We start from the raw sequence: 26,741 nt of genomic DNA on the forward strand, positions 1-26,741 counted from the left end.
ATGAGTTTAGCAGATGGAATAGCATGGGAACGAGAATTTGGAAATAGTATGTCAACAAAAGTGGAAACAAGTAATGGTAGAAATTGTAGAAATTGTAATAAGTCAAATGTATGTAAATATAAAGAGACAGTTGTCGAAGAAGTTGAGAAATTAATTGTAGAAGTTGCGAATTTAGAATTACCTCTTTCTATTAATATTAATTGTCGAGAATTTTTAGGAAAAAACTCAACAGTTAGGGGAGTGCAATGAGTAGATTAACAGAAAATATACATAGTTTTGATCATTATCAAAAAGAGTTTGCCACTTGGGAAGCTACGGAACAAAATATTGACGATAATAAAGCATTTTGGATGTTGCGAAAGCCCGGTAGTCAGTACCAGAAAGTTTGTCTTTACAGAGACGGCTGCAATATGTTTATATATGGCGACTACGGTCAATTCACATTTGATAATATGACGTGGTTAGGTGACGTTTACAATCTGGAATATGACAATATTGGATACCAGACGGAGAAGTTAAATTATGAGAGTAAACAATCGCTGAAAGTATTTGACGATGATTATTGTAAAGAGGATATTATTAACTGGTTCGAAGAAAACGTTCAGGAAAGTTTTTATGATATTGCAGACACTGATGAAGAGCTGAATATCTTAATCAGTAAAGCTAAAGAAAACTTAGTCAATTATGGTTTTGATGTAGACGATTTTTGTGAGAAATATCATTGTGAGGATTTAAGAAGTCTATTAGATTTTACAGATGATCTTTTATCCAACACTGATGAATATGAATGGATTTCGTATCTTAGAAATAATACAGATAGATTACAAGAATTTGATGAACCATGCGAAAGTAGTCTATGGAATGCCGGTAAGAGGATTAATCAGAGATACTTTGTTTGCATGTACGCATTACAGGTGTGTGGTGAAAAGTTGAAGGAACGAAAGGAGATAAAGATGCAAGACTGGGAAAGGATTATGTCAGAATTAGATAAACTAACAAATGAAGTAGTAAATAGATATGAACGTAAAGCTGGGATTGTTATGTTAGAGGATATGAAAGATAGGATAAAAAAAGTGATTAAAGACAACAAGTGATTTGGCTTGAAATGCGACATTCGTAAGGAGGGAAATAATTGAAGAAAAGATTTTACTTTGAAGTAATGTATGGGGATGCGGACGGATATGATGATTTTACACATATCACAGAAAATGAAGCAGAAATAAATTTTCTAACATTTTTCTTAAGTAAATACGATGAGGATTTGTTTCAATTTTACAATAGACCTGACTTGTTAAAATACAACGAGACATATAACAACAACGAGGAACAACTAGTAGCAATTGTTAATGAAATGGCAATATTGGGTAATGAAGTAATAAAACAAGACGATGATTGGGTGGGTTTTGGAATTATTGATAATGCAGTAAATAAATATAATGCTCATGGGTTACTAGAAGAAATTATATGCTTTGTTGGTAATTGGTTTGATTGGAACATGTATCATAGTGGAATGGATTGCTATGGTTGTCCTCAAAGTTATGCCATTGATGATATAACCGGATGTGAAGAGATTACTAGGGAAGGTGCTATTAAAATGTTTAAAGAAAAATTGGGTATAAACGTTGTATTTACAGATTAAATGTTGATTTTAAATGATTATAAGGAGAGATTATGAGTAGAAAACTAACTGATGTTTTGGAACTTGTTAATATTTATAATAAGATTTTACTTCGTTCGAATGGTGTCGCAATTGGATTATATGGTGATAAGGATAGTATTGATAAAAAATTCTTACAGTACGATGTTGATTGTATTGGTGCAATTACAAGAGACGATGAGCCATGTTTGATTGTTGATGTTTGCAGCTAAATTTATTCAAAAGGTGGTGAATTAGAATAGGAAGACTAATAGATTCAGATGAAGTATCGAATAAAATATATTTAAATGGGTGTCTTACCGACAATGCCGAGGACGCAATTCAAGAAACTCCAACTGCTTTTGATATGAATATGGTACTTGATCAGCTTGGCGATTATGGCAAACACAAAGGAATTCTAAAAGGTGATTACGACAAATGTGAGATTTACATTCCTGTATCGGTTGCAAAGCAAATTATAAGAGGTAGGGGACTTGGAGGCGTTTTAGGATATTTAGAAGATAATAATAAGAAGGTAAACGACTGTTCCACTTGTAAGAACAACGTGGAATTTCCAGCTCCACATACCTGCAATATTTGCACAAGTCTTGACCAGGAAGAAGAATATGAGACGTGGGAGGAAAAGTGATGGCAAGAGAACTAATTTGGGTTGAATCAGAATTAGTACCTAAAATCGAATTGATTCAAGATATTATAAAACTAAAAGGAGAAGATATTAGTAAGGCAATTAATAAGTTGGTTGAAAATACAGATGTTTTAAAAACTGATAATATCGACACTTCTCTTCTTGAAATCAAACTACATGCTGCGAAAGTTAGAAATACATATAAGGAATTAGTAGACAAAGAGATCGAAGAGACGAATGTGTTATGGGAAGAATGTGATAGTCGAATCTATGAAAGCAGAACAAAGATTAATCAAATAAAAGACACTTTTAGCGAGTTATCCAGTAGTATAAAAGAGTGTTCTAACAGTTTGGATAGATGGGAAATGGATAAATTTTCAGATGCTATGGATTTAATTGACAGATATAATCAGTACTCAGATAAAGAGAAGGAATTACTAAAAGGACTAATGAAATCAGAATGAAAGGTGGGTTTCAACCGTAGAAAAAGAGGTGAAAATTTTGACTGATAAAGAAAGAATACTAATGACTATAATCACTAGAGTTATACCAGGACTTACATATTGTTGCCATTCATATGAAGACAGAGAAAAATATGTAAAATCATATATGCTGAATAGAAATGGATTAGAAAAAGGCGACTTGGTTTTCGCTAATACTTCTATAAAAATGAATGATTTTGTGGTTGGTTTCATCGAAGACTTTAAACCTGAATGTACAGTTATCAGAGAATTGGGAAGCAATCGTTTATGTAATTATTATAATGAGTCATTTAGCGTAATAAACAAAGACAAACTTGGTTATGAAATATTAGAAGGTATTCAATATAAAATATATCAAAAGGTATTAAAGGCATTTTCTGATTATAGTAGTTATTCAGCCCGTTTTCATAGTATTGAGTTTAATAATAAAATTTGTACAGTAAAGTCAAGAAAGATGTTTTCTAATGAACCAACACATGAGTTTTCTTTTAAATACAATTCAAAAACAACAATAAAAGAGATTGGTAAATTATTAGAGGAGAAAGAGAATAAATGATATATACAAGTTATTTTGCAAAGCTTAAATCACTACCAGATAATATAATTCCAATATCAATTTGTGCTAAAGCTCCTGATTGGTATAAGGGGTTAGAGTATAAAAAACTTACTCCTAGTTATGACTTATTGATGCATTGGAAGATATTCCATGATGAAGAATATTATAGAAAACGCTTTAAAGAACAAGTATTAGATAAATTGAACCCTGAAAGTGTTAGTAGCGATTTATGGTATTTATGTGATAACACAATGCAGACAGAACCAGATATTGTACTCATGTGTTATGAAAAATCGTCGAACTTTTGCCATAGACATTTGGTGTCTGATTGGTTAAACGAGAATGGAATTAAATGTGAAGAATTGAAAGGAGAATGAAACAATATGAATTTTGGAGAAGCAATTGAAAAATTAAAAGTAGGTCAAAAAGTTGCAAGAGATGGTTGGAATGGTAAGGATATGTTTGTCGTATATCAGAAGGGATATCCACAAGGTATTCCGTGTAATAAACAAACGGCAGATGCATGGGGGTTAAGTGAGGGCGAATTATTTAAGTGTGAACCATATTTACAGATTAGAATGGTAAATGGCTCTCATTCCATGTGGGTACCATCAATAAACGACTGTTTGGCAGAAGATTGGAATGTTGTAAGCACCAATTAAACTTCGATTTCGTTTGGAGAATATAAAAGGAGATGTGATTAAATGAGAAAGACAAAGATTATAGAAACTACAGAGAAATATGATGAAAGTGGAAAATTAATAGAGAAAATAGTCAGAGAAGAAACAGATGAAGATGATGCGATTTATTATTCACCTAATTATTTCGATACTTCTCAAGGCACTGAATATCTAAAATATCAACCAACATGTCATTGTGCCAAATAGTTTTAAAGAATATTAATAGGAAATGTTTCTTTTATCTTATAAGGAAGGAAAATAATTAGCCTTGAGAGTACAAAGAGTAGAACAACAAATAATAAGAAAAAATAATCCGATTTGGATAATAGTTGATAAACATTGTTTTTATTCAAAAAATGTATATAACGAGGCTAATTACTTATTAAGGCAGGCTTTTATAAAAGAGAATAAAATTCTAACTGCCTACGAAGTTCAAAAAATTATGCAACCAATGGACTGCTACAAGGAGTGTGGATCGCAGGCAGCCCAAAAGACCATCCAGCTATTAGATGAAAATTGGAAATCATATTTCGCAGCCATTAAGGATTGGAAGAAAAGTCCGGGTAAATATCTTGGAATGCCCAAATTACCGAGATACCTTCCTAAAGATGGTAGACAAGTATTTATGTTAAAGAATATTCAATGTTCATTAAAGGACGGTATATTCAGAATTTCTTACAAACCATTTAAACAATATACAGTCCCAACTCACGCTAATGGAAAATTAATGCAATGTAGGTTTGTTCCAAAACCAAATTATTATGTGATGGAAATTGTATATCAAATTGAAGTGCCAGATATTTCAGAAGAGAGAAATAAAATTTGCAGTATTGATTTAGGAACAGAGAATTTAATAACGATGGTAAATAATTTTGGAGAGCAACCAGTTATTATTAAAGGTGGTGATATTAAATCTGCGAATCAATTTTATAATAAGAAGAAAGCCGAATTACAGTCGCAATTAAAGAAAGACACCAGTAGAGATTGGAGTAATAAACTTCAAAAACTTACTGATAAGAGAAATGAGAAAATCAAATATCTTATGCATTGTGCAAGCAAACAAGTAGTAGACTACTGTGTTCTATACAGTGTCGATACTCTCATAATTGGATTGAATAAGAAGTGGAAACAAGAAAATTGCAATATGCAGAATTTTACTTATATTCCATATGATATGTTTATCAATCAATTAAAAAGTAAATGTGAAGAAAATGGAATTGAAGTTATTATAACAGAAGAAAGTTATACTTCTGGGACATCATTTTTAGACAATGAGAGTCCTGTAAAGGAGAATTATAACAAGGATAGACGAGTTTATAGAGGATTGTTCGTATCTAATACTGGTAAGAAGATCAATGCTGACGTGAATGGCGCGTATCAAATTATGAAAAAGGTAATTCCTGATGCTTTTAGCGAGGGAATAGAGGGTGCAGGTTTACACCCAATACAGTTGAAAGCTGTATAAATGGCAAATATAAAAGCCGATGAATCTCCTGTTTCATTCGGAGAAAGATTTACTCTATTATATTGGTTTGGCGGCTAATGAGATGGCAAGAAAGTTTTTACATAAAATCATATCAATTAAAAATTCCAATATTTAAACTGAACAGAGAATATCTGCACGGGTGCTAAAATAGCTCACCCTTGGGAGAGTTCGCTCATAAATAGCTATTTTTACATAGATTTTTCATTATAGAGTGATTTTCTATGTATCGTCCGGGAGGGCGTTGAAGTAATAGATGTTTTAATATTTTACATATTTAACATACAAAAAATTTAATTAACGGAGGTAGTTTATTTAATGAATTTTGAAATGACAGGCAAGATTGGACTCAGTAAAGAAACAGAAAAGTTTAAACCATATTTAGAAACAACATATGATTCAGGATGGGTTAAAAGAAAGATTATGTTTAACGTAATTTGTGGTGATAACAGACATTTGCTCACGGTAGATGCTGGCAGCTTTGCAGATGGACATGGAGACATCTATACTTTCAGCAAAGGTTCTATTGATGGCAGTGGTAATAAAGTAAAAGGTGAATCTTTAAAAATTCCATTTAAAGATAGGCTCACGTCAAAAAAACTGGCAGAAGTTGCTGAGTTCAAAAAGTTTATTTTTGATTTAGAAAAGCCAGGAAGACGGTATAAACTAGAAAAAGCTGCCGAAAAAATCAAAGAAGGTACAAGTCTTACTGATGAAGAGTTGAAAGAGGTTGGGTTAGAGAATGAAGCAGAGGTAATAGAAGCTCTTGAAAAGAGTAAGAAGAAGCATCATGAATTTATTTCTGAGTGGGATTTTGCTGAATTTATCAAGAAGGTTATTGAAAGTGGAAAGTATAAAGACAGCAAGTTTTTCATTAGAGGAAATAGCAATTATCAGTATTCAGATAAAAAGCAGCAAGTATATGAAAGTTATGTTCCACAGAGAATCTACCTTGCGGCTGAAGATGCTGAAGAGTCTTCAACTGCAACTGTTAAAATTATTTATAATTCCGATAGTCTTGATTCCATGAGTATTGAAGAAAAGGGCAAATATTATGTGAATGGCTACATGATGGAATATGATAACAACCGTAAAACTAATATTCCTGTTCCTGTTACAATTACAATTCCTGTCGCACCAAAAGATGCAAGTGAAAAGGATAAAAAGTTTGTAGAGGGCATTAAGCGAAAATTCACAGTAGAAGATGATACATATAAAGAGCTTGGTATTGATATTAAAATGCTTAATGGTGCTCAGAAGGTTGAAATCACAGATGACATGTTGACAGATGAACAGAAAGAGGATTTAGATTGTGGTCTTATTACTCTTGATGATATTCGTTCAGAACTTGGTGGAAGTGTGTATGGAGACAGAATTCAGGAGTATCAGTTTTTGAAGATTGCACGAGGATTTACTAAGGGAAGAAATGAAACAGTATACACTGACGATGATATGGTAATCAGACCCATCGAAGAAGAATTACCAGAAGGCACAGAAGATTTGTTTGAGGACGAAGATGTAATAGATAGTGATGATGATCTGTAAGATACAGGGGAATTCCTCCCAATTTAAACGAAGTATGAACATAAAAGGAGATTTTTATTAAATGCAGAAACCACAGATTAATGTAATTAAACCAGATATTAAAAATTTATCAATCTATTTAAGGTCAACTAAAAAATTTGGAAAGACAACACTTTTTAGAGATGTAATTCTTGCAAAATATGGAGATGCCTCAAGAGGGCTTTTGGTTGGTTGTGGGAATGAAGTTGGATATAAAATGCTTGACAACTTAAATGTTACCCAGGTCAAAACATATAAGGATATGATTGAACTTTCAGATTGGTTAATCAAAGAAAAGGGGAAAGAGCATAATATTGAAATTATCGCTTTTGATACTGGTGATGAACTCACTCTGATTACGGATACCGAGACAATCAGGCAGAGTAACATTGAAAATCCGAATAAGAAATGCAAGTCTGTAAAAGCTGCATTTGGTGGATACACAGCAGGAGAAAAATATTCGGCTAATGATTTGGTTAAGCCATATATGACAAAGTTGCAAGAAGCTGGATTTGGGGTATGGGCTATTGCTCATACGAAATTTAAAACAATCAAGGAAAAGGGTGGACTTGAGGAAGATGGTTATATGCAGTTATCTTCTAATATGAGTGCTGATTACGAAGCTGCATTTGGTGATATTTTTGATGTGGTTCTCACCGGTGTAATTGATAGAGATTTAGAAGAAAAGAAAGTAGGAGACAAGACTAAGAAATATACAACTGATACTGTTCGTAAGTTGTATTTCAGAGGTACTACTTTGATTGATGCTGGTGGGCGATTTGCAGATGGAGCAGTGCCAGAGTATATGATATTTGATAAACCCGATATGGGTTCGGAATTCATTAAAGTTGTAGAAGAAGGAATGGAAAAATCTAAGACAACATTTGATAAGCCAAAGACAACAACAAAGTCCAAGAAGGAAGAAAAGAAACCAGATCCACTAGAAGAATCGGCAGCTGATATTGATACAACACCACCATTTGAAGAAGAAACTAATACTTCCAATTATCCGGATAACCTAGAGGAAACCATCAGAGTCATGTTCAAGGAGTGCAAGGATAAGGACTTGAAAGCAGAAGTAAAAATAATCATCAACTCTTTTGGTAAATTAAATGATTGTGATGACAATGCTTTGAAGGAAATTTATGACAAATTGAAATAGTTGTATTTATCAAATAATCAGATTGGGTGGCTTACAAGCCACCCAATACTATCAAGGTGGTGGGAAGATGCTTGTCAAATGCAAAATATGTAGAAGCAAGGTAGATAGAAATGAAGCATATAAGGTAGTAGTTGATGGGAAAAATCATTACTACTGCAACAAAAATGAATATACTGAATGGAGAAAAAAGAAAGATATAAAGGATAGGGCATATAATCTGATTTATGAGATTTTTGATAGAAAAGTAACTAATACAATTTTATACAAAGAAATTGGTGAGCTTGCAGATGTTTATACATATGAAAAAATATTGGCATATCTCATAGATAATGAAAATTATCTAACAAGTGTTATAAAGAAAACTTTTATAAGTGAGTATGCTCAAATTAGATATTTTACAGCAATCTTAAAGAACAACTTAACTGATTTTCAATATGAGGGCGAATCAAAAGTGGAAATCAATAGGTTGGATATGCCTGACGTCTCTAACAATCAATTTAGTAGAAAGAAAAGGAAAAAATCATTGTCTGAATATGAGGAGGAAGTTGGTGAGCAGATATAGGCGAATTTCTTACAGGAGTCACAGATAAATACCCACTACAGTTATTAAAAGGAAGAGTAGAGGTAGAGGGGAACGTAGTTAGTTGCTTGTTCAAAGATATGCTTTTACTAGATGAAATCACACTAGAACAGAAAGATTTTATTACAAGTGATGGGTTATTCTATTTTTCATTACTTAATCAGCTAAGAGGAAAAGGCTTCTATTCCCTTGATGAGGTTACAATTCTGTCAAATATGAATGAAGATGTAATTGAAAGATATGAGTCTTGTGGCGGATGGGATTCCATTCAGCATCAAATTGATATCATCAATGAGAAAAATTTTGATACATATATAGATATCCTATATCGAGAAAACATTATTTTACACATGCATGAGGACGGTTTTAATCTTTTAAAAAAGATTGATGTCAACGGGAAAGAAATATCACCGCTTAGTATGTTCCGTAAAATGGATGCCGAATCTGTGACTGATTGGTATGAAGCAAGAATTAGTTCTTATGGAACTGGATACTCTAGCAAGATTATTGAGGAGGAAGAAATTGATTTTGATGACGAATTCATTAAAAACTGCCAAGAAGGATTAGAAAATGGTGTTCCTTTTGACATCGCTGGATATGACATTAATGGGGAAGAGATGAATTGCTTCCAATTCCTTTCCAGACAAGTAAATGGTTTATTGGAAGGGACACTTACTATGATGGGTGGATATAGCAGCACCGGCAAATCCACTTGGTGGGTAACAGTTATAATGGCACTTCTTTATAGAGATAGGAAAGTGCTGATAATATCTAACGAAGAAAATGTAAAGAAATTCAAAATCAAATTCATGGTCTGGTTGCTTGGCAAAAGAAATAGATACTTTAAATTAACAAAGAAAAAATTGATGAGCGGAGACTTGAATGCAGAAGATAAAAAGCAGTTGGCTTCAGTTCAGGATTATTGGAGAAAGAATTATAAAGGCAGAGTTAAATTTATTTCGTTAGCTGACGCGAATATGTCAATTGTAAAGAAGAAAGCAAGAGAAAATATCCTTAGATATGGATACGACACAATACTATATGACACATTCAAACTGGATTTTGACTCTGCTGGCAATACCAGGCAAGATTTATCTCTGATAAAAGATAGCCGTGAGTTTGATTCATTATGTAAAAAGTATAATGTAATTGGATTGGCCTCTCTACAGCTTGCTATTAACACAATAGGAAAGTTATTTCTTGACAGTTCTGTTTTATCAAATAGCAAGCAGATAAAAGAAGTTTTAGAAGGGTTATATCTTATGCGTAATGTATATGATGAAGAACTAGATCCTGATAATAAAAAATATTATTGTAAACCTTTCAAATTAAGAAAGGTAAATGATAAATGGATTCAAGAAGAATATGTGTGTGATAGAAATGCTGTTTGGAGAATGGTATTTCCAGATAAAACTAGAAGCGGGGCAAATTCATCAGATAATGGAATAGCATATTTGTTAAAGTTTTCAGGAGATCACTGTATCTTTAGAGAGGTAGCACAATGCTATCCTAAACATGGATATATACAATAATAAGAAGTAGAGTGGTGAGATATGTTATCAGAAATTAAAAAGGAGTTAATTAATCACCCTGAAAAACTCAAGGAAGTATTAAAACATTTTGGTTATTGTAATGTGGTAGCTAGAACAAAATATTTACAGTTTGGTAGAGATGAATATTCATCAAAAAAGTCTCTAGTTGTTAAACTGGAAAATAACCAGTATCTGTATGTGACTGATTATGCAAGGAATATTCAAAAAGACTTATTTAGTTATATTAGCGAACAAAGAAAAATTGAATTTTCAGAAGTGCTGCATGGACTAAAAGGGATATTGGGTATATCTGACTACTGTGAATATTTTAGTAAAAAGGGAATTTTTGGTGGGTTTTATGAACGCATTAGAAAAAAAAGCACATACAAAGTCAATACATATAATGAATCCATCTTAGACAATTATGCAAAATACGGCAATTTAAGATTCCTTGAAGATAGCATATCAATAAACACTCAACAGTTTTTTAATATTAGATATGATGTTGAGTCACAAGGAATTGTAATACCAATATACGATCAAATAGGGCAACTCATAGGTATAAAGATCAGGGTGAATTTTGAGGTTTCAGATGGTGAGCAGAAATATTACTATTTGATTCCATGTGCAATGTCTCAAACTTTATATGGGTATTCACAGAACTATAACTATTTAGTGGAAAATACAGTGTTTATATTTGAGTCTGAGAAATCAGTGATGCAATGTCATTCATATGGAATAAGGAACTGTGTCGCACTAGGGAGTGGTTCTATTAGTTCAAAACAAGTGCAGATGATTTATGAACTAAATCCAAGTAAAGTAATTTTTATGCATGATGTTGGATTTGACTTAGAAAATATTATGAGAAATATCTTATTGGTAAAATCATATTCAAGATTTTCGGAAATTGAATTAGGGTATTGGAATTACTTTGACTATGGATATGAAGGGAAGATATCTCCCTCTGATTTAGGGAAAGCCGAATTAGAGAGAATTATAAATACAGAAATTTTATTGATTGGAGATGATGAAAGCGAAGACAACTTATAATGTGATTTCTGATTGTCGGGGAATGTGTGAGAATGAAATAATAAATACAATTATTTCTGATAGAGGAATTAAAGATGTAGAGCATTTTTTGAATCCAAATGAAGGTGATTTGTTGCCTTTGGATTCCTTAGAAAATATTGATATGGCGAGAAAAATTGTTGAAAATGGAATCGATAGTGGCTCTCGCTTTGGTGTTTTATGGGATACAGATACAGATGGAGCAACATCTGGAGCAATCATGACCAGATATCTATTGAATTTTACAAAAACTGTGTTTCCATTTATTAATGAGGGAAAAGCCCATGGATTGATAGGACAAGATATTGATAGATTCAATGATTGCGATATTGTGATTGTTGTGGATAGTCTGGATAAAGATATAACTCAATATAAAGAATTGGTAACAAGAGGTAAAGAAGTTATAGTCTTAGATCATCATGCCATCGCTCAAGATGTCCCATATGACAAATATGTCACACTGGTTAGTTCACAGAGAAACTATGATAATCTTGCTCTGTCCGGAGCAGGTGTTGTGTGGAAATTTTGTAAATACCTTGATCAATATTTTATAGAGGATTATGCGGAAGACTATGTCGATCTGGCGGCCTGTGGACTTGTGGCAGATATGATGGACGTTTCTGAAAAGAGTATGGAAAACAGATACATAATTGAAATTGGACTAAATCGGATGATAAATCCTGCAATAAAAAAAATTGTCGGTAGTTTTCCCTTTAATAGTACTGCAATTTCTTTCAGTATCGCACCTTTGATAAATGCTGCAAACCGTATGAATCAAAATGAATCGGCGATGAGTGCTTTTTTAGCAGACGATAATAAAGAAGTTCTAAAATATGTAAAAGAATTAAAAAAATGCAAAGAAGAACAAAATATTGAAGTCAAAAACTTGATGGATGATATTATCATTCAGGCAGACGGACAATTAGATAAAAAGGTTATATCTGTTTTTATAAATAGTGAAAATGGAATCTCTGGATTGGTTGGGAACAAACTACTTGAAAGATATCAAAGACCTTTGTTGATTTTAAAAGAGATAGAAATAGGTGGAGAAAAATATTATGCGGGATCTGCAAGAGCAATTGGTATCGATGATTTTAGAAAACTTTGTAATGAAACTGGTGTTGCTGAAGCAAATGGACATGAGTTGGCATTTGGGATACAGGTAAAGGCAAAAGAATATAGAGATTTTATTTCCAAACTTGAAGAGTCTTTGGAAAACATTGAATTTAAGATGGCAAGAACTGTGGATATTGAGTTAGATATATTTGATATAACAAGAGATTTAATTGACAAAATTAAGTCTATAGATAAAATATCTGGCACAGGATTTAAACCAATAACAGTAAAAGTATCTGATATTACGGAATATGAGGTAGGTAGTATGTCTCAAGGGAAGCATCTTGTATTAAAACCAACAGATTATTTACAACTTATCAAATGGAATTGGAATGGTTCATTTGATGATATGGAGGATAATGCGATATTAGAAGAACCAATAACTGTGATTGGTAAATTGGATTCTGGTTGGTTAGGAAGAACGTTTTCCTTAAAAATAATATGTGATGAAGTAAAGGTGGTGGCATAGAATAGGGACTTTAGAATTAATCAAAACAATTATTCCAACGCTGAATTTTAAATTTCCGTATTCAGCAGAGGATTATGCAGAGAATTTATATCTTGAAAATTATCATTGCCATAAAGATTTTAGCAATACAAGTACACCTGATTGTGCAGAATCTATTGAGAATTATGCAAAGTTGACTCATGAATATCAGTCTAAATGTTTGTTTTCAGGAGATCATGGTTCACAAGGAAATCAATTCTTGGTATATAAAACTTCCGAAAATGAAAAATTAAAATATATTCATTCAACAGAAGCTTATTGGGTGAAGAATCGGTATGAAAAAGATAGAAAAAATTGTCACATGGTTATTGTCGCTAAGAATGCAGATGGTAGGGGCGATATCAACTTTGCCCTATCAAGAGCAAATGAGGATGGATATTACTATAAACCAAGAATTGACTTGGAATTATTGTTTGATATTCCAAAGGATAATGTAATTGTTACCTCTGCGTGTATTGCAGGTTGGAATTACGAAGATGCTGAAGATATTTGGATTAAAATTCACAACTATTTTGGCGATAATTTTTATCTCGAAGTTCAACCACATAATACAGATAAACAAAAGAAACTTAACCAGAAGATTCTTAGAATTGCCAAGGATAACAATATCCAGATTATAGCTGGCATGGATAGTCACTTTTTAAATGATAAATCATCAGTAAAACGTGATCAGATTCTTAAATATAAGGGAGTAAATTATCCAGACGAAGAAGGATGGTACATGGATTGGCCGGATACTAAGACGGTAATCCAGAGATTTAAAGAACAAGGTATCTTATCCGAAGAAGATATTTATAGATCTATTATGAACACTAATGTGTTTGTAACAGAGTGCAGAGAGATTATTCTTGATAAATCATTCAAAATTCCCACTGTCTATCAAGGTAAGACATATGAAGAAAAGTGCAAGATATACAAACATGAACTAAATATCGCTTATGCAAAAGAAAAGGAAAAGTCAAAAAAAAAGGCAGATGGAGTAAGGTACGAAGCCAAGGAAGTTATGGATTCTGGTGTTGTAGATTATTTCCTAACAAGCAAGGCTATTGTTGATGATGCGGTGAACAATGAGGGAGGTATATTAACAACAACTTCTCGTGGTAGTGCAGCTTCATTTATTACAAATAAATTATTAGGACTTACAACCGTCGATAGATTCAATGCTGATATCCCTATTTATCCAGAAAGGTTTTTAACAAAAGAACGTGTTGTTGCGGGTATGATGCCTGATATTGATTTAAACGTAGCTACTCAAGAACCGTTTGTAAAAGCGACAAGGAAATTATTGGGAGAACATGGCTGCTATCCATTAATGGCTATAGAAAAACTAAAAGAAAAGGCTGCATGGCAATTATACGCTGGTGCCAATGATGTTAGCCCTGATGATGCAAATCAAATCTCAAAGTACCTAGATGAATACAACAAAGCATTAAAATATGCTGATGACGAAGAAAAAGATTTGATTTTGGTTGAAGATTATATTCCCGATGATTATTTGGAATTATATAAACAAAGTAACGAATATCAGGGGATTACAATCAATTTAAAATGTCATGCCTGTGGACACATAATTTTTAATGGAGATGTTCGTAGAGAAATTGGACTCATCAGTGCTGTTTCTGAAACAACTGGTCAAAGAACTCTTTGTGCTGCTATTGAAGGTGGATACCTTGATGAATTTGGATATGTAAAAGAAGATTTTCTTATTGTTGATAGTGTTTATCTTACATATAAATTTTTTGGCAGTATTGGCATGAAAGTTCCAACATTTGATGAACTTAGAAAAATGATAGACGGAGATAAACTCACATGGAAAATATACGAAAAGGGTATCACTTGTTGTGTGAATCAATGTGAAAAAGACGCTACTACTAATAGGGTTAAGAAATATAAACCACAAAATTTACGGGAATTGAGTAGTTTTATAGCCGCTATACGCCCTGGATTTGCATCTCTATTGAGCACATTTTTGAATAGGGATCAGTATACAACAGGAGAATCAAAAATTGATGACTTACTGTCAGATACTGCTCATTTCATGATATATCAAGAATCAATTATGAAAGTTTTATCATTCCTGAAATTGGAAATGGGAGAAACATATGGTGTAATCAAGTCCATTTCAAAGAAAAAATTGAAGGGAGAAAAGAAACAACGCTTATTAAATGAACTGACTACATCATGGAGAGAAGAATTTCATAACACTAATAGTTTTAATAATGTGTGGAATGTTATTGAGGATTCAGCTAGATACGCTTTCAACTCCCCTCATGCTTACAGTATGGGAGGAGATAGTGCATATCAAGCGTGGTTTAAAGCACATCATACAAAAGAGTTTTATGAGGTCGCCATTAACCACTATCAAGAAAAAAATAAGAAGAACAAAATTGATGCACTCGTGAAAGAGGCTATAAAGTTTTATGGGTATAAACTAGGAGATTACGAATTTGGAGCAGACAATAGAAAAGTTACAATTGATGAGGAATTTGGATTGATTTATCCTAATCTATCTAGTATTAAGGGGTTTGGAGAAGGAGTATCTGAAACACTTTTTGAGTTAGGACAAGAAGAATATGACAATTTTACAGATGTCCTGACGATTCTGTTTTCAAACTCGATAAACAAAACTGTTATTGACAAACTGATTAGAATTAACTATTTCAAAAAATACGGCGATGTTAATACTCTTTTGTGGATAACAAAATATTATGACTTAGTATTTGAAGCTAAGACCATATCAAAGTCAAAGGCTGAGAAAAACAATCTTCCATTTGATATCTTGAAAAAACATGGAAACGAAACAGAAAAACAGTTTAACAAAATTAATTCAGTTGACTTGTTGAATGAACTAATTCAAAACATCAAATATCAAGAACTAACTATAAAAGAGCGTCTGGATAATGAGAGAGAGGTATTGGGAATTGTATCTAGTTATGAAGAGAAAGCTGATAAGAGATTATATTACATCTCAGAATTAGAGTCTAAGAAGTCAATCACAAATGTAAGACTGTTTGAAATCTATAGTGGTAAAACTAGAGAAGTAAAAATGTGGACGAGTCAGTATAATAAGAGTCATTTTGAATTGGGTGATATTCTGTATATAACCTGTTTGGAGAAAAAGAATAAAAAAGAGCCAACAGGTGAAATAAATCCAGATACTGGGAAAAAGATATATAAGGAGATACCTGATAAATTTGAATACTGGTTGAGCAGATTCATTATAAAAAATGAAATTGAAAACGAGGTGAGAGATTGAAATATTACTATACTGAAAAGCAATTGAAGGAACTAGTTTCTCACCTCGTAATCCTTCACACTACTAATGAGCAGAAGAACCAACATATTTTGGATTATTATGATAAAAGAAGTATTAAACATAAGGCAAAAGCTTTAAAGACGGGAGACTATTCATTTATGATAGAATCTTGTCCAGAATTAGGATTTGCAAAGGATACATATTTTACAGATGAATTATGCATTGAAAGAAAAAATTCTGTTGATGAATTGGCAGGGAATATCAAAGAACATGATGAAAGATTCTTCAAAGAACTAAACAGGATGATTAATATCAAAAATTCTTATCTCTTAATAGAGAACAATAGATTAGACGATATCATCAGCCACAATTACCGGTCAGAGTACAACGAACTTGCTTTTATCAGAAGATTGTTAGGAGTTCAAAAGGTGGCAAATATTTATATTAATTTTGTAAATAAAGAGAATATGGGATTTATGATTTATGAGATTTGTTACAGTGCTTTAATGGGACAGATACTGAAATGATTTTATTTTTCAAATGAAACATATTTTTCATAAAGAAAATCGGAGGTAGTGAAACATGATAATTGAAAGTAAAAAATATGCAATCGCAACTAAGGGGTTCCCGCTATTATTTGATGATGGAGAAGGAAATAACGTAAGTAATTTTGAAGAAGCTTTTCTGAGTTCATATGAAAGCACCGAAGCCGAATTGAAGTGCTATGATGAACCAGACAAGTATCAAATTCTTGAAGTAAAAGTTACATACGAGTTTTAAGGAGGCTGAAAAATAATGTATCAGAACTGTTGTAAAAAGTGTGGCAGCACATCGCTCCACACTGAAGTAAAAGGTAGCAATACCGGCTTATACTGTGACGATTGCGGAGCCTGGGTAAAGTGGTTATCCAAAGATGAACTAAGGGCATTTGAGCATAGTAAAAAAGAGAATAAGAATCAAGGTGATATTATTGAGTGCGAAATCCCAATTGGCAGATTGTGTTGCTTTAAGCCATTAGATCAAGACGCAATTTATTTTGGACATATGGCTGGCAAGGTAGTTGATGATTTTGAAAACATGACGTATATGTATGTGCTTGTGTGTGACGATAGATACTTCTTTTCAAGAAAGGTTATTATCAAACCAAACGACGTTCACACGTCCAACGAGGCGAAGAGGTATTTCTAATATGACAGAGAAAGTTAAAAAATACAGGACGAAACATAAGAGATGTAAATACTGTAAACATCTTAGGCTGGTTATTCGTCGAGATAATACTGGCGGTGATTATTATTGCTGTGTAGCAAAAGATAAAATCATCGGAGATTACTTCCCGGACATAACACAAGTGCCAAGATGTTTCTGTCAGTGTTATGAGGTAAAAGAAGATGAATAATAATTGGACTTTATTTAAAGATGAGAAACCAAAGGTCGGTGAGCCGGTATTGTTTCAAGCAGAACGTGACGGGCATATGTATATCGGATATGTAACAACCTATGGAGGTGTTAAGTGCATTACTGCAAGAAATTCTACAGTAACTGGTATGAAACCTATTACATGGATGGAATTGCCTGAAAGATATAAAAAGAGTTGAAACAGTGGTTTCAACAGGAGGATATAAATGAACGTAACAATAGAACTAATAAATTTACAGACATATATGATATCAAAGGATAGAAGTATTATCGATAGAAATGGGAAATATAAAAGCACTCCAGATGTACTTAAAATACTACATCAAATTTGGGAAGAAATTGATGATAGCGAAAGACATTATTTAGAAAAATTAGTAATTGGGACTCCGTATTTCACGGGAGAAATGAGGTTTTGTTTTTGAATTTATTTTACGTGGGATTAAAAGTAAGAGTAGTAAATGCAGATAAGAATTTGTATGGAGCATTGCTGGATGAATATCAAAAGCGTGGCTATTTGTATATAGCAGATATTTTTGAAAATGGGAATGTCTTTATTTCGTATTCCTCACACGGAGGATTACTCATGAGCTTCGATAGGAACTTATTAGAACCGTATTATGATGAAAATATTCTGCAAGTTCTAAACAATAAAAAGGAAGAACTTAAAAGAATTGGCAGAGAAGTTGCTGATATTGAGAAGTTCATAAATGAAAGGTGTAAGAACAGTAGTGAAAGCCCTATTTCAGAGAGAACGGAGAAATAAAATATGAAACTTAAAATTACAACACAAATAACTGTGGACGACGATATTACTGGCGAAGAGATTGAAAAAATTAGAGAAGAGTTTGAGGACGTTGGCTGGGAAAATAATATGATAGCCACTCAACCAAATGTACATATAGAAGAAATTTCCAAGTAAACGAGTATTTTATACAACGTGAAATTTAAAACCGAATAAGGGGAGTGATAACTATGCAGTTTATTTTATCAGAACACGAAATGAAACGTGGTTGCGAATTACTAGATGCGTGGACTACAGAACCAACAACGTTGGATAGTGTTTATACGGAGCAAGTAAGTCTTAACGAACAAGGATATTTCACTGTAATACATTGCGTTGACGTGGACAATGACTTGTATATAATTAAAGTATTTGAAAGAAATGAGTAATATCTAATAAAATAGAAAGGTTACGATAAGTTCCTATAGGATAAAGTGCGCACACTTATGACGGTAAGTGAATGGAACAAAAGAAAGTATTAGCAGGAAGTAAATTGGCAGGTGGAAATCCTGCAAATGGAAGAGTTGAAAATGATTTTTATGCAACGAACCCAAAAGCGGTAAAGATGTTATTAGATGAATACGCTTTTAATGGGGAGAGGTGGCTTGAACCATGTGTTGGTCAAGGACATATTTCAAAGACTATTTCAGAAATCTATAACAACGATGTGATTATTGATGGAATTGATTTAGTTGATAGAGGATTTCCGGATACAATTGTTGCAGATTTTCTTACATATGAGTCGGATAACAAATATGACGTAGTAATAAGCAATCCTCCGTTTTCTCTTGCACAAGAGTTTATTGAAAAGGGATTGAGTTTATTAAAAGATAAAGGACAGATGGCAATGTTCTTGAAAATTCAATTTTTGGAAGCCGGAAAACGTAAAGAATTTTTTGAAAAATATCCACCTAAATATATTTATGTATTTAGAGATAGAATGGCGACTTGGAACAACGGAAATGAAATAAATCCAGAGACAGGAAAGAAATGGGCAACTACAATGTGTCATGCTTGGTTTATATGGGAAAAAGGTAGTAAGACGGAACCGATTGTAAGATGGTTATAAGATACAGTCGAAATCGTGATTTCATGCGATTTCAAACACTATATATAGTGTTTGAGCGAGGATAATAACACTACATATAGTGGCTGGCTGGCTGACTGAAAAATGAGAATTATGTATAGGTACAAGAAAATGATAGAAAGGCGTCAAATAATGTTAGTAAGATATTCAAAATATATAGACGAACATAGACTTCCAGAAGAATCCAAGTTTTTAAAGGGAGAATACATTGAAGATTATGACAGGTTCTATAATATGCTAAATGTAGCAAATAAGATTGGTAGGACTGTAAAATTAGCGATTGATAACGAATGGTATGAAGTTATAGATTTTGTTTATAACGTTCCCGAAGACGACGATTCATTGACACGTATTAATGTCTATGTTGAAGAACTATACTAGAGAAAGAGGTGATAGATTGAATAAAGTAGAAAAACTAAAACAATTAAATGAAACGCTAAATCAATACAGAGACTCATACTACAACGACTCAAAATCAGAAATTTCAGATGCGCTGTATGATGTCTTGTATGATGAATTAGTAGAATTAGAAAAAGAAACTGGAATTATCATGAGTAATTCACCCACACAAACTGTTGGGTATGAAGTTAAATCTAAATTAGAAAAGGTAAGACATAGTCATCCAATGCTGTCTCTTGACAAGACGAAATTAGCAAGTGATTTAGTTGAATTTGCAAATGATAAAGACTGTTTATTAATGCACAAACTGGATGGGTTAACTATTTTGCTTACATATGAAAACGGAGAATTAATTCAAGCTGAGACTAGAGGCGATGGTGAACAAGGTGAACTAATCACACACAACGCTAAGGCATTTACTAACGTACCATTGAAAATTGATTTTAAAGAGCGACTGGAAATCGAAGGTGAAGCAATTATTACATATGATAATTTTGAAAGAATTAACTCTAGATTACCAGAGGACAAAAAGTATAAAAATCCAAGAAATCTAGTATCAGGATCTGTTAGACAATTAGATAGTGAAATAGCTGCTAGTAGAAACATTAAATTTATAGCATGGAAAGTTCCTATTGGTATAGATACTAATTCCATGTGTGAGCGGTTGATGATAGTTAGGTTCATGGGGTTTGATGTGGTGAATTACTGGGCTTACGCAAACAAGTCGAGCGATAGAGAAAACATTCATAATATGATACAGAATTTAAAATGTAGAGCAAAGGAGAATGGCATTCCGATTGACGGATTAGTTATGTCATACAACGATATTGAGTATGGCAAATTTCTTGGAACTACTGGACATCACCCAAGGCATTCCATCGCCTATAAATTTTACGATGAGGAATCGGCTTCTACTATCAAAGAGATCGAGTGGTCAATGGGAAAGACGGGAGATTTAACACCAGTCGCAATATTTGATGATGTTGAGATTGAAGGAACCACAGTAAGTAGAGCTTCACTTCATAATGTAAGCATATTAAAGGATTTACAAATTGGCATTGGAGATGAAGTAACTGTATACAAAGCAAATCAAATAATACCACAAATACGTGATAATCATACAAGAAGTGACAATGTGATAATTCCTGACACATGTCCTGTATGTGACGGATTTACTATTATTGTAAAAGATAATGACACGGAAGTACTAAAATGTAATAACCCAGAATGTAAAGGTAAATTGCTTGGAAGATTAACTCATTTCTGTTCCAAGAACGCTATTAATATAAAAGAGATGAGTGAGTCAACAATTGAGTTTCTTATAAATAAAGGTTGGGTTACACGTTTTGATGACTTGTATCATCTTGACATATATGCAGATGAATGGACTAAATGTGCTGGGTTTGGTAAGAAGTCGGTATATAAACTACTTGATAACATTGAGAAGAGTAAAAACACTACGCTTGATAGGTTTATCTATTCACTTTCTATTCCACTTATTGGTAAAACGGCGAGTAAAGCTATTTTTAAACACGTAAACGGAGATATTACAGATTTTTATGATAAGTTAATTAACGGTTACAATTGGACTGCACTTGGCGATTTTGGTGCTACTATGAATGAAAGTATCAATAGTTTTGGTAGACATAATTGCTTGTGGATAAAAGAATTGGCAACAAATTTTATCTTTGAAATACCCAAACAAAACGCTCAAAATTATGGTATGAATATTTTGGAAGGAAAGACATTTGTGATTACGGGTAGCGTTAACCACTTTAAGAATAGAGATGAATTGAAGGATAGAATTGAAAATTTAGGTGGTAAGGTATCTGGATCTGTGAGTGCTAAGACTGACTACTTGATAAATAACGAAAAAACAAGCAATTCTTCGAAAAATAAGAAGTCAAAAGAATTAAGTATCCCAATTATTACAGAAGAAGAATTTTTATCAATGATTAATAATTAAATCTATTGAGGTGTTGGCGCATCGAAATAGAGAATTATACATATGTAACATAACTATAAATTCCATCAAATGTAAGGAGATAAAAACTGAATACAGAAAATGCGATTAAAATTAATCTTCACGGAAATGTAGACAAAGCAAGCAAATTGGTTAGTGTTGTCAATACATTTATTAGTGATGTTGATGTTGCCTGTGGTAGTCGTACACTTGATGCCAAATCTCTTTTATCAGTTATGAGTTTAGATCTTAGAAGAGAACTGAGTGTAAGGATTATTTCAGACAACATTGAAGAATACACACGTTTTATAGAAGAAATGGAGGACTTTAAATAATTGAAAATTGAGAATACAAGAGTATATGGTATTGAAAATGCAATTAGCGTAAGTAAATTTCCGATGGCAACAGATGTAAGTAAGTGTGATGAATATTTGGGAAAGAACACAGCAAAACTTTCGAGTTGTAAACCGGGTACAGGTCACGACCAGTTCACACACGGAATAATTGTTCAATTTAATTTGACAGCTTCGAATAAGTTTTGGACAGAGGCTCAACGGTATCACTGGCTTGAGTTTATAAGTTCACAGTCAACAATGCATAAGATTACCCAATTTGATATCAAACAGCAATGCAATAGATATGTAGACGAATTTATTGTTGAGCGTTTACAGACATTGGTTAATGATTACAACAATATCGAGGACAAGTCTACCGATGAAGCTAAAGAAGCTTACTTAAAAGTTCTTTACAATATTCCATCTGGATTTCAACTAACAGCGGGAATGACAACAAACTATTGTCAATTGAAGACAATTTATCATCAAAGAAGACATCATAGATTGCCTGAATGGAAAGTTTTTTGCAAATGGATTGAAGAATTACCTAGATTTAAAGAATTGATGCTGGGAATGGAGGACTGTTACGAATGACCAAAGAGGAGTTAGACATATTAGATGCAGTGAGTTGGAAAGATATGAATGATAGAGATCCACAAGATATTAAAATATGTCAAACAGAAAAAAATTATGATGTAGTAAATAGTCCCTCTCATTATACAGATACAAAAATCGAAGTTATAGAATATATAGAGGATAAGCAGCTTGGTTTTTGTTTGGGGAATGTAATTAAATACATATCAAGAGCAGGCAGGAAACATAGTGCTGATAAATCGGATAAAGAAAAGGCAATTGAAGATTTAAAGAAAGCAAAATGGTATTTGGACAGAAGGATTTTTGAAATAGAGAATGATATTAATGTCTAAAGAAAAGGAAGTCACTCAAGAATTTATATATTGTAGTCTACGAAAGTGTCCACATACGGAGTGTCTTAGACATAATGCAAACACTCCGTGGAATGTGTTGATTTTGAGACGGAGGTACAACCCTGATAAAGATTGGAATTGCAAAGATAAAGCGGAGGAACAATGAGTAAATCTATATATTTAGCTGGTGCTATGGAGATATACGAAGGCACGGATGTAGCAAGAGAATGGAGAAAGCAAGTTGAGGACTATTTTTTACGTGATGGAATTGCCGATATTATTAATCCTACTAGGTATTATGAATATGGCAGAAATTATCACAAAACTGATATGGAAGTTTTTAGATTTGATCTGCACAAAGTTAGAAACGCAGACTTAATTTTAGTAAACCTAGCAGATATAAGAAAATCTGTTGGTACTTGCTTCGAAGTATATGAAGCATATAGAAGTGGAATACCAATCATTGGTTTTATTACAGATGATGTCGAAGGTAAAGAATTAACTAAATTAATACATCCTTGGATTGAGTGTTGTATTAACAGAATAGAAACAGGTGAATTTGCTTTAGAAGAAGCGATGATACATATTACAAAATATTATTGTTAAAAAAGAAATTGGAGGATTTTTATTACGATAGATTTAATTAGTACAAGTCACTTACTGGCTAGAGAATTATTATCCAAACCAGACGGATTTTTAACAGTGACAATAGACGGAAGAGAATGTGTAATCTCTAATATAAAAAGAAGTAAATCACACGCTAACGCTGATGATACAGTGATTAACTGGACTTTGAATACTAGAGATTGCGGACAAGGAAATTTGAAAAGGTAGATAAAAATGATTGAAATAATTGCAGACAAGGAAATCGAGCAGATTTCTAAGGAAGATAAGAAGTTAATTATTGAGCTGATTTGCAATGAACAGACTCATATGATTATTAAAGACCATACGAAGTATGAGTCGGAGAAGTATAAGAAATTAGAGGAACTAAAGGTAAAGATAAAGGATTTATAAAGGAGTGTGGTTTATTGAGAGTTATTAAGAGAGATGGACGCAAAGTAGAGTTTGATAAAGACAAGATAGTTCAAGCCGTATTAAAAGCGTTTAGTGAAGTTGATGGAGAATTAACATCAGAAGCAAAAAGAAAAGCTACTAACATCACCAATTACATAGAGGGGCTTCAAAAACCATTAAAAGTAGAAGAAATACAGGATATTGTCGAAGAACAATTAATGACAGGGAAACGTAAGGATGTTGCTAAAGTTTTTATTTTATATAGAAATGAAAGAACCAAAACAAGAGAGAAAAACATGCAACTAATGAAAGATATTTCAGAAAAACTGCAAGCATCAAATGTACAAAATCAGAATGCAAATGTAGACGAAAAATCATTTGGAGGACGCGTAGGAGAAGCAAGCGATGCGGTTTTAAAGAAATATGCACTTGATAATTGTGTGTCTGAAATGGCTAAAAATAACCACTTAAATAATGAGATTTATATTCATGATCTCAATAGCTATGCGGTTGGTTCTCATAATTGTCTGTCTATTCCATTTGATAAATTACTACTAAATGGATTTAATACAAGACAAACAGATGTTAGACCGGCTCAATCTGTTAGCACAGCTTTTCAATTAATTGCGGTTATATTTCAATTGCAATCCCTGAACCAGTTTGGAGGTGTCTCGGCAACTCATTTGGACTGGACGATGGTTCCTTATGTAAGAAAAAGCTTTTATAAACATTTTAAAGATGGTTTGAAATATGTTGAAGAATCAAATTATTTAAATTATGAGACCATGGAAGGTTATTCTATAGAGAACGATGGTTTTAAATTCCATAAAAAGGCATACCAATATGCAATTGATAAAACAGAAAAAGAAGTATATCAGGCAGTAGAAGGTATGTATCACAACCTAAATACATTACAATCAAGATCAGGAAATCAATTACCATTTACCTCTATAAATTATGGAACTTGCACGGAGCCAGAAGGAAGAATGGTGACTAGAGCACTATTAGAAATTTCGATTAAGGGAATTGGAAAACTACACAAAACTTCAATTTTTCCGTGTGGTATTTTCCAGTGTATGAACGGTGTCAATCGTAAACCGGAAGATCCTAATTACGATTTGTACAGATTAGCATTAAGGTCAACAGCACAAAGATTATATCCAAACTATGCTAACGTTGATTGGTCTGGTAATGAAGGATACGACAAAAATGACCCCAAAACATATTTTAGCACTATGGGTAAGTGTAAATGCAGCCCATGTAAAACCGATTGAACCTTGCTTCGAGGGTGTGGCTGAATAAGCTGCTAACGGATAGGTCTTATTGAGAAGAGATTCTATGACATAAGATGAGTACCGTGCCAAACCTATTTATATAGGAAGTGTGTATCGACTAAGGTGGGATGAGTGTACCACAAGAGGGTTGGAGATAAGCACCAATTCAGAGCAGTCGGCTTGTTGATGAAGAGTAGTGCCTTCGGAGAGAACATATAGTCAGTATCATTAGTAATAATGAGATGTGCAGAACAGCAAACGGTTTTGATATTAATGGTTTAGGTCAGTTAAAAGATGGACGTGGAAATATTTGTCCCGTTACCATCATACTACCAACATTGGCAATGGAAACCAAAGATGTAGAAAAATTTATGGAGTTGCTAGATAAAAAGATTTATGAAGCAAAAGATATGTTGATAGAGCGATTTGAATGGATTTGCAGTCAGTCATCAGAATCTGCAAAATTCATGTACGAAAATGGCGTTATGGAAGGATATATACCAGAAGAGGGAATAGTGAGTGCACTCAAACATGGAACATTGGCTTTAGGACAATTAGGATTGGCAGATACTTTGCAAATTTTAATTGGGTGCGACCACACAACAGGCAATGGAATGGTTTTAGCGAAAAGAATAGAACAACTATTCAAGGATAGATGTGCAGAATTTAAAAATGAATATCAATTAAATTTTGGAGTGTATTATACACCGGCAGAAAATCTTTGTTTTACAGCCATGAAAAAATTTAAAGAAAAATATGGTGTCATTAAAAATGTGTCTGATAAGGAATTTTTTACAAATAGCATACATGTTCCAGTGTGGATTAATATGACACCAATGAAAAAAATCGACATTGAATCACAATTAACTGGATATAGCTCGGCTGGCTGCATAACATATGTTGAATTAGAAGGTAGCGTTAAAAATAATATAGAAGCAATTGAAGCAATTGTGAATTATGCAATGGATAAGGATATTCCGTATTTTGCTTTAAATGTTCCTAATGATATGTGTACCAATTGTGGATATTGTGATGATATTGACAAAGCTTGCCCTATGTGTGGAAGTGGTGAAATCCGTAGACTAAGACGTGTGACTGGATATTTAACCGGCGACTACAAATCAGCTTTTAACGAAGGTAAACAACAGGAAGTTGAAATGCGAGTAAAACACGAAAAGTTCTAAAGTATTTAGAGAATTAAATGTTGGAGAGGTTATTAAATTAATCTCTACTAACATTTAATGAGGTGGTACTTTATAAGAATTTTAAATGAAG

Annotated in this window: 36 protein-coding genes; all 36 read left to right on the plus strand. The window is 32.9% G+C overall.

What is annotated here, in order from left to right; translation table 11 throughout:
• Window positions 1-249, plus strand: a complete 249-nt coding sequence (locus CTY48_RS07260; RefSeq protein WP_099467849.1) for a hypothetical protein — start codon at window positions 1-3, stop codon at window positions 247-249.
• Window positions 246-1,094, plus strand: coding sequence for a hypothetical protein (locus CTY48_RS07265; protein WP_099467850.1), 849 nt, complete (start codon window positions 246-248; stop codon window positions 1,092-1,094). The genes CTY48_RS07260 and CTY48_RS07265 overlap by 4 nt, the downstream gene beginning before the upstream one ends.
• A 38-nt stretch (window positions 1,095-1,132) precedes the next feature.
• Window positions 1,133-1,639: a hypothetical protein gene (locus tag CTY48_RS07270; RefSeq protein WP_099467851.1), complete on the plus strand. Its 507-nt coding sequence runs from the start codon at window positions 1,133-1,135 to the stop codon at window positions 1,637-1,639.
• Between the two features lie 32 nt (window positions 1,640-1,671).
• Window positions 1,672-1,869 carry a hypothetical protein gene (locus CTY48_RS07275; protein WP_099467852.1) on the plus strand — a complete coding sequence of 66 codons (198 nt, stop codon included), beginning with the start codon at window positions 1,672-1,674 and terminating at the stop codon, window positions 1,867-1,869.
• Between the two features lie 134 nt (window positions 1,870-2,003).
• On the plus strand, window positions 2,004-2,285 hold the full coding sequence (locus tag CTY48_RS07280) for a hypothetical protein (protein ID WP_099467853.1): 282 nt from the start codon (window positions 2,004-2,006) through the stop codon (window positions 2,283-2,285).
• On the plus strand, window positions 2,285-2,746 hold the full coding sequence (locus tag CTY48_RS07285; RefSeq protein WP_099467854.1) for a hypothetical protein: 462 nt from the start codon (window positions 2,285-2,287) through the stop codon (window positions 2,744-2,746). The genes CTY48_RS07280 and CTY48_RS07285 overlap by 1 nt, the downstream gene beginning before the upstream one ends.
• 37 nt (window positions 2,747-2,783) lie before the next feature.
• Window positions 2,784-3,320: a hypothetical protein gene (locus tag CTY48_RS07290; RefSeq protein WP_099467855.1), complete on the plus strand. Its 537-nt coding sequence runs from the start codon at window positions 2,784-2,786 to the stop codon at window positions 3,318-3,320.
• Window positions 3,317-3,697, plus strand: a complete 381-nt coding sequence (locus tag CTY48_RS07295) for a DUF488 family protein, N3 subclade (protein ID WP_099467856.1) — start codon at window positions 3,317-3,319, stop codon at window positions 3,695-3,697. The genes CTY48_RS07290 and CTY48_RS07295 overlap by 4 nt, the downstream gene beginning before the upstream one ends.
• Window positions 3,698-3,703: 6 nt before the next feature.
• Window positions 3,704-3,982, plus strand: a complete 279-nt coding sequence (locus CTY48_RS07300; protein WP_099467857.1) for a DUF2829 domain-containing protein — start codon at window positions 3,704-3,706, stop codon at window positions 3,980-3,982.
• A gap of 42 nt (window positions 3,983-4,024) precedes the next feature.
• Entirely contained in the window at window positions 4,025-4,207 is a 183-nt protein-coding gene (locus CTY48_RS07305) for a hypothetical protein (protein ID WP_099467858.1), read from the plus strand.
• Between the two features lie 61 nt (window positions 4,208-4,268).
• Window positions 4,269-5,465 carry an RNA-guided endonuclease InsQ/TnpB family protein gene (locus CTY48_RS07310; RefSeq protein WP_236354805.1) on the plus strand — a complete coding sequence of 399 codons (1,197 nt, stop codon included), beginning with the start codon at window positions 4,269-4,271 and terminating at the stop codon, window positions 5,463-5,465.
• Between the two features lie 336 nt (window positions 5,466-5,801).
• Complete coding sequence (locus CTY48_RS07315; protein WP_099467859.1) at window positions 5,802-7,028, plus strand: hypothetical protein; 1,227 nt, start codon at window positions 5,802-5,804, stop codon at window positions 7,026-7,028.
• A 61-nt stretch (window positions 7,029-7,089) separates the two neighbouring features.
• On the plus strand, window positions 7,090-8,208 hold the full coding sequence (locus tag CTY48_RS07320; protein WP_099467860.1) for an AAA family ATPase: 1,119 nt from the start codon (window positions 7,090-7,092) through the stop codon (window positions 8,206-8,208).
• 67 nt (window positions 8,209-8,275) lie between these two features.
• On the plus strand, window positions 8,276-8,770 hold the full coding sequence (locus CTY48_RS07325; RefSeq protein ID WP_099467861.1) for a hypothetical protein: 495 nt from the start codon (window positions 8,276-8,278) through the stop codon (window positions 8,768-8,770).
• An 86-nt stretch (window positions 8,771-8,856) separates the two neighbouring features.
• Window positions 8,857-10,320 carry a DnaB-like helicase C-terminal domain-containing protein gene (locus CTY48_RS07330; protein WP_099467862.1) on the plus strand — a complete coding sequence of 488 codons (1,464 nt, stop codon included), beginning with the start codon at window positions 8,857-8,859 and terminating at the stop codon, window positions 10,318-10,320.
• A 21-nt stretch (window positions 10,321-10,341) separates the two neighbouring features.
• Window positions 10,342-11,370, plus strand: coding sequence for a hypothetical protein (locus CTY48_RS07335; protein WP_099467863.1), 1,029 nt, complete (start codon window positions 10,342-10,344; stop codon window positions 11,368-11,370).
• Window positions 11,348-12,973 (plus strand): DHH family phosphoesterase, encoded by a 1,626-nt coding sequence (locus tag CTY48_RS07340; RefSeq protein WP_180272672.1) that lies wholly within the window; start codon window positions 11,348-11,350, stop codon window positions 12,971-12,973. The genes CTY48_RS07335 and CTY48_RS07340 overlap by 23 nt, the downstream gene beginning before the upstream one ends.
• 40 nt (window positions 12,974-13,013) lie before the next feature.
• On the plus strand, window positions 13,014-16,268 hold the full coding sequence (locus tag CTY48_RS07345) for a PHP domain-containing protein (RefSeq protein WP_268876761.1): 3,255 nt from the start codon (window positions 13,014-13,016) through the stop codon (window positions 16,266-16,268).
• Window positions 16,269-16,291: 23 nt separating this feature from the next.
• Window positions 16,292-16,795 (plus strand): ERCC4 domain-containing protein, encoded by a 504-nt coding sequence (locus CTY48_RS07350; RefSeq protein WP_268876762.1) that lies wholly within the window; start codon window positions 16,292-16,294, stop codon window positions 16,793-16,795.
• Between the two features lie 55 nt (window positions 16,796-16,850).
• Window positions 16,851-17,048 carry a hypothetical protein gene (locus CTY48_RS07355; RefSeq protein WP_099467867.1) on the plus strand — a complete coding sequence of 66 codons (198 nt, stop codon included), beginning with the start codon at window positions 16,851-16,853 and terminating at the stop codon, window positions 17,046-17,048.
• 15 nt (window positions 17,049-17,063) lie between these two features.
• Window positions 17,064-17,456 carry a hypothetical protein gene (locus CTY48_RS07360; RefSeq protein ID WP_099467868.1) on the plus strand — a complete coding sequence of 131 codons (393 nt, stop codon included), beginning with the start codon at window positions 17,064-17,066 and terminating at the stop codon, window positions 17,454-17,456.
• A gap of 1 nt (window position 17,457) precedes the next feature.
• Window positions 17,458-17,664, plus strand: coding sequence for a hypothetical protein (locus CTY48_RS07365; RefSeq protein WP_099467869.1), 207 nt, complete (start codon window positions 17,458-17,460; stop codon window positions 17,662-17,664).
• Window positions 17,657-17,863 carry a hypothetical protein gene (locus tag CTY48_RS07370; protein ID WP_099467870.1) on the plus strand — a complete coding sequence of 69 codons (207 nt, stop codon included), beginning with the start codon at window positions 17,657-17,659 and terminating at the stop codon, window positions 17,861-17,863. The genes CTY48_RS07365 and CTY48_RS07370 overlap by 8 nt, the downstream gene beginning before the upstream one ends.
• A gap of 27 nt (window positions 17,864-17,890) precedes the next feature.
• Window positions 17,891-18,106, plus strand: a complete 216-nt coding sequence (locus CTY48_RS07375; RefSeq protein WP_099467871.1) for a hypothetical protein — start codon at window positions 17,891-17,893, stop codon at window positions 18,104-18,106.
• A complete protein-coding gene (locus CTY48_RS07380) occupies window positions 18,103-18,447 on the plus strand; it encodes a hypothetical protein (protein WP_143452708.1) in 345 nt (114 codons plus the stop codon). Before CTY48_RS07375 ends, CTY48_RS07380 begins: the two co-directional genes overlap by 4 nt.
• A gap of 3 nt (window positions 18,448-18,450) precedes the next feature.
• A complete protein-coding gene (locus tag CTY48_RS19635; protein WP_180272673.1) occupies window positions 18,451-18,603 on the plus strand; it encodes a hypothetical protein in 153 nt (50 codons plus the stop codon).
• Between the two features lie 322 nt (window positions 18,604-18,925).
• Window positions 18,926-19,534 (plus strand): DNA methyltransferase family protein, encoded by a 609-nt coding sequence (locus CTY48_RS07390; protein WP_099467874.1) that lies wholly within the window; start codon window positions 18,926-18,928, stop codon window positions 19,532-19,534.
• Window positions 19,535-19,684: 150 nt separating this feature from the next.
• A complete protein-coding gene (locus tag CTY48_RS07395) occupies window positions 19,685-19,933 on the plus strand; it encodes a hypothetical protein (RefSeq protein WP_143452709.1) in 249 nt (82 codons plus the stop codon).
• A 16-nt stretch (window positions 19,934-19,949) separates the two neighbouring features.
• Complete coding sequence (gene ligA, locus CTY48_RS07400) at window positions 19,950-21,917, plus strand: NAD-dependent DNA ligase LigA (protein WP_099467876.1); 1,968 nt, start codon at window positions 19,950-19,952, stop codon at window positions 21,915-21,917.
• Between the two features lie 146 nt (window positions 21,918-22,063).
• Entirely contained in the window at window positions 22,064-22,249 is a 186-nt protein-coding gene (locus CTY48_RS20050; protein ID WP_236354807.1) for an HPr family phosphocarrier protein, read from the plus strand.
• Complete coding sequence (locus tag CTY48_RS07410) at window positions 22,250-22,843, plus strand: hypothetical protein (protein WP_099467878.1); 594 nt, start codon at window positions 22,250-22,252, stop codon at window positions 22,841-22,843.
• The gene (locus CTY48_RS07415) at window positions 22,840-23,175 is read left to right on the plus strand and encodes a DUF3310 domain-containing protein (protein WP_099467879.1); all 336 of its coding nucleotides are present in this window, start codon (window positions 22,840-22,842) and stop codon (window positions 23,173-23,175) included. Before CTY48_RS07410 ends, CTY48_RS07415 begins: the two co-directional genes overlap by 4 nt.
• Before the next feature lie 162 nt (window positions 23,176-23,337).
• Window positions 23,338-23,781 (plus strand): nucleoside 2-deoxyribosyltransferase, encoded by a 444-nt coding sequence (locus CTY48_RS07420; protein ID WP_099467880.1) that lies wholly within the window; start codon window positions 23,338-23,340, stop codon window positions 23,779-23,781.
• Window positions 23,782-24,015: 234 nt separating this feature from the next.
• Window positions 24,016-24,192: a hypothetical protein gene (locus tag CTY48_RS19640; RefSeq protein ID WP_180272648.1), complete on the plus strand. Its 177-nt coding sequence runs from the start codon at window positions 24,016-24,018 to the stop codon at window positions 24,190-24,192.
• Window positions 24,193-24,206: 14 nt separating this feature from the next.
• Window positions 24,207-25,466 (plus strand): anaerobic ribonucleoside-triphosphate reductase, encoded by a 1,260-nt coding sequence (gene nrdD, locus CTY48_RS07425; protein WP_099467881.1) that lies wholly within the window; start codon window positions 24,207-24,209, stop codon window positions 25,464-25,466.
• A 242-nt stretch (window positions 25,467-25,708) separates the two neighbouring features.
• Window positions 25,709-26,650 (plus strand): anaerobic ribonucleoside-triphosphate reductase, encoded by a 942-nt coding sequence (gene nrdD / locus CTY48_RS07430; RefSeq protein WP_236354808.1) that lies wholly within the window; start codon window positions 25,709-25,711, stop codon window positions 26,648-26,650.
• The last annotated feature ends 91 nt before the right edge of the window (window positions 26,651-26,741 follow it).

It is taken from the genome of Konateibacter massiliensis, from assembly GCF_900184995.1.
GTDB classification, from domain to species: Bacteria; Bacillota; Clostridia; order Lachnospirales; family Lachnospiraceae; genus Lachnotalea; species Lachnotalea massiliensis.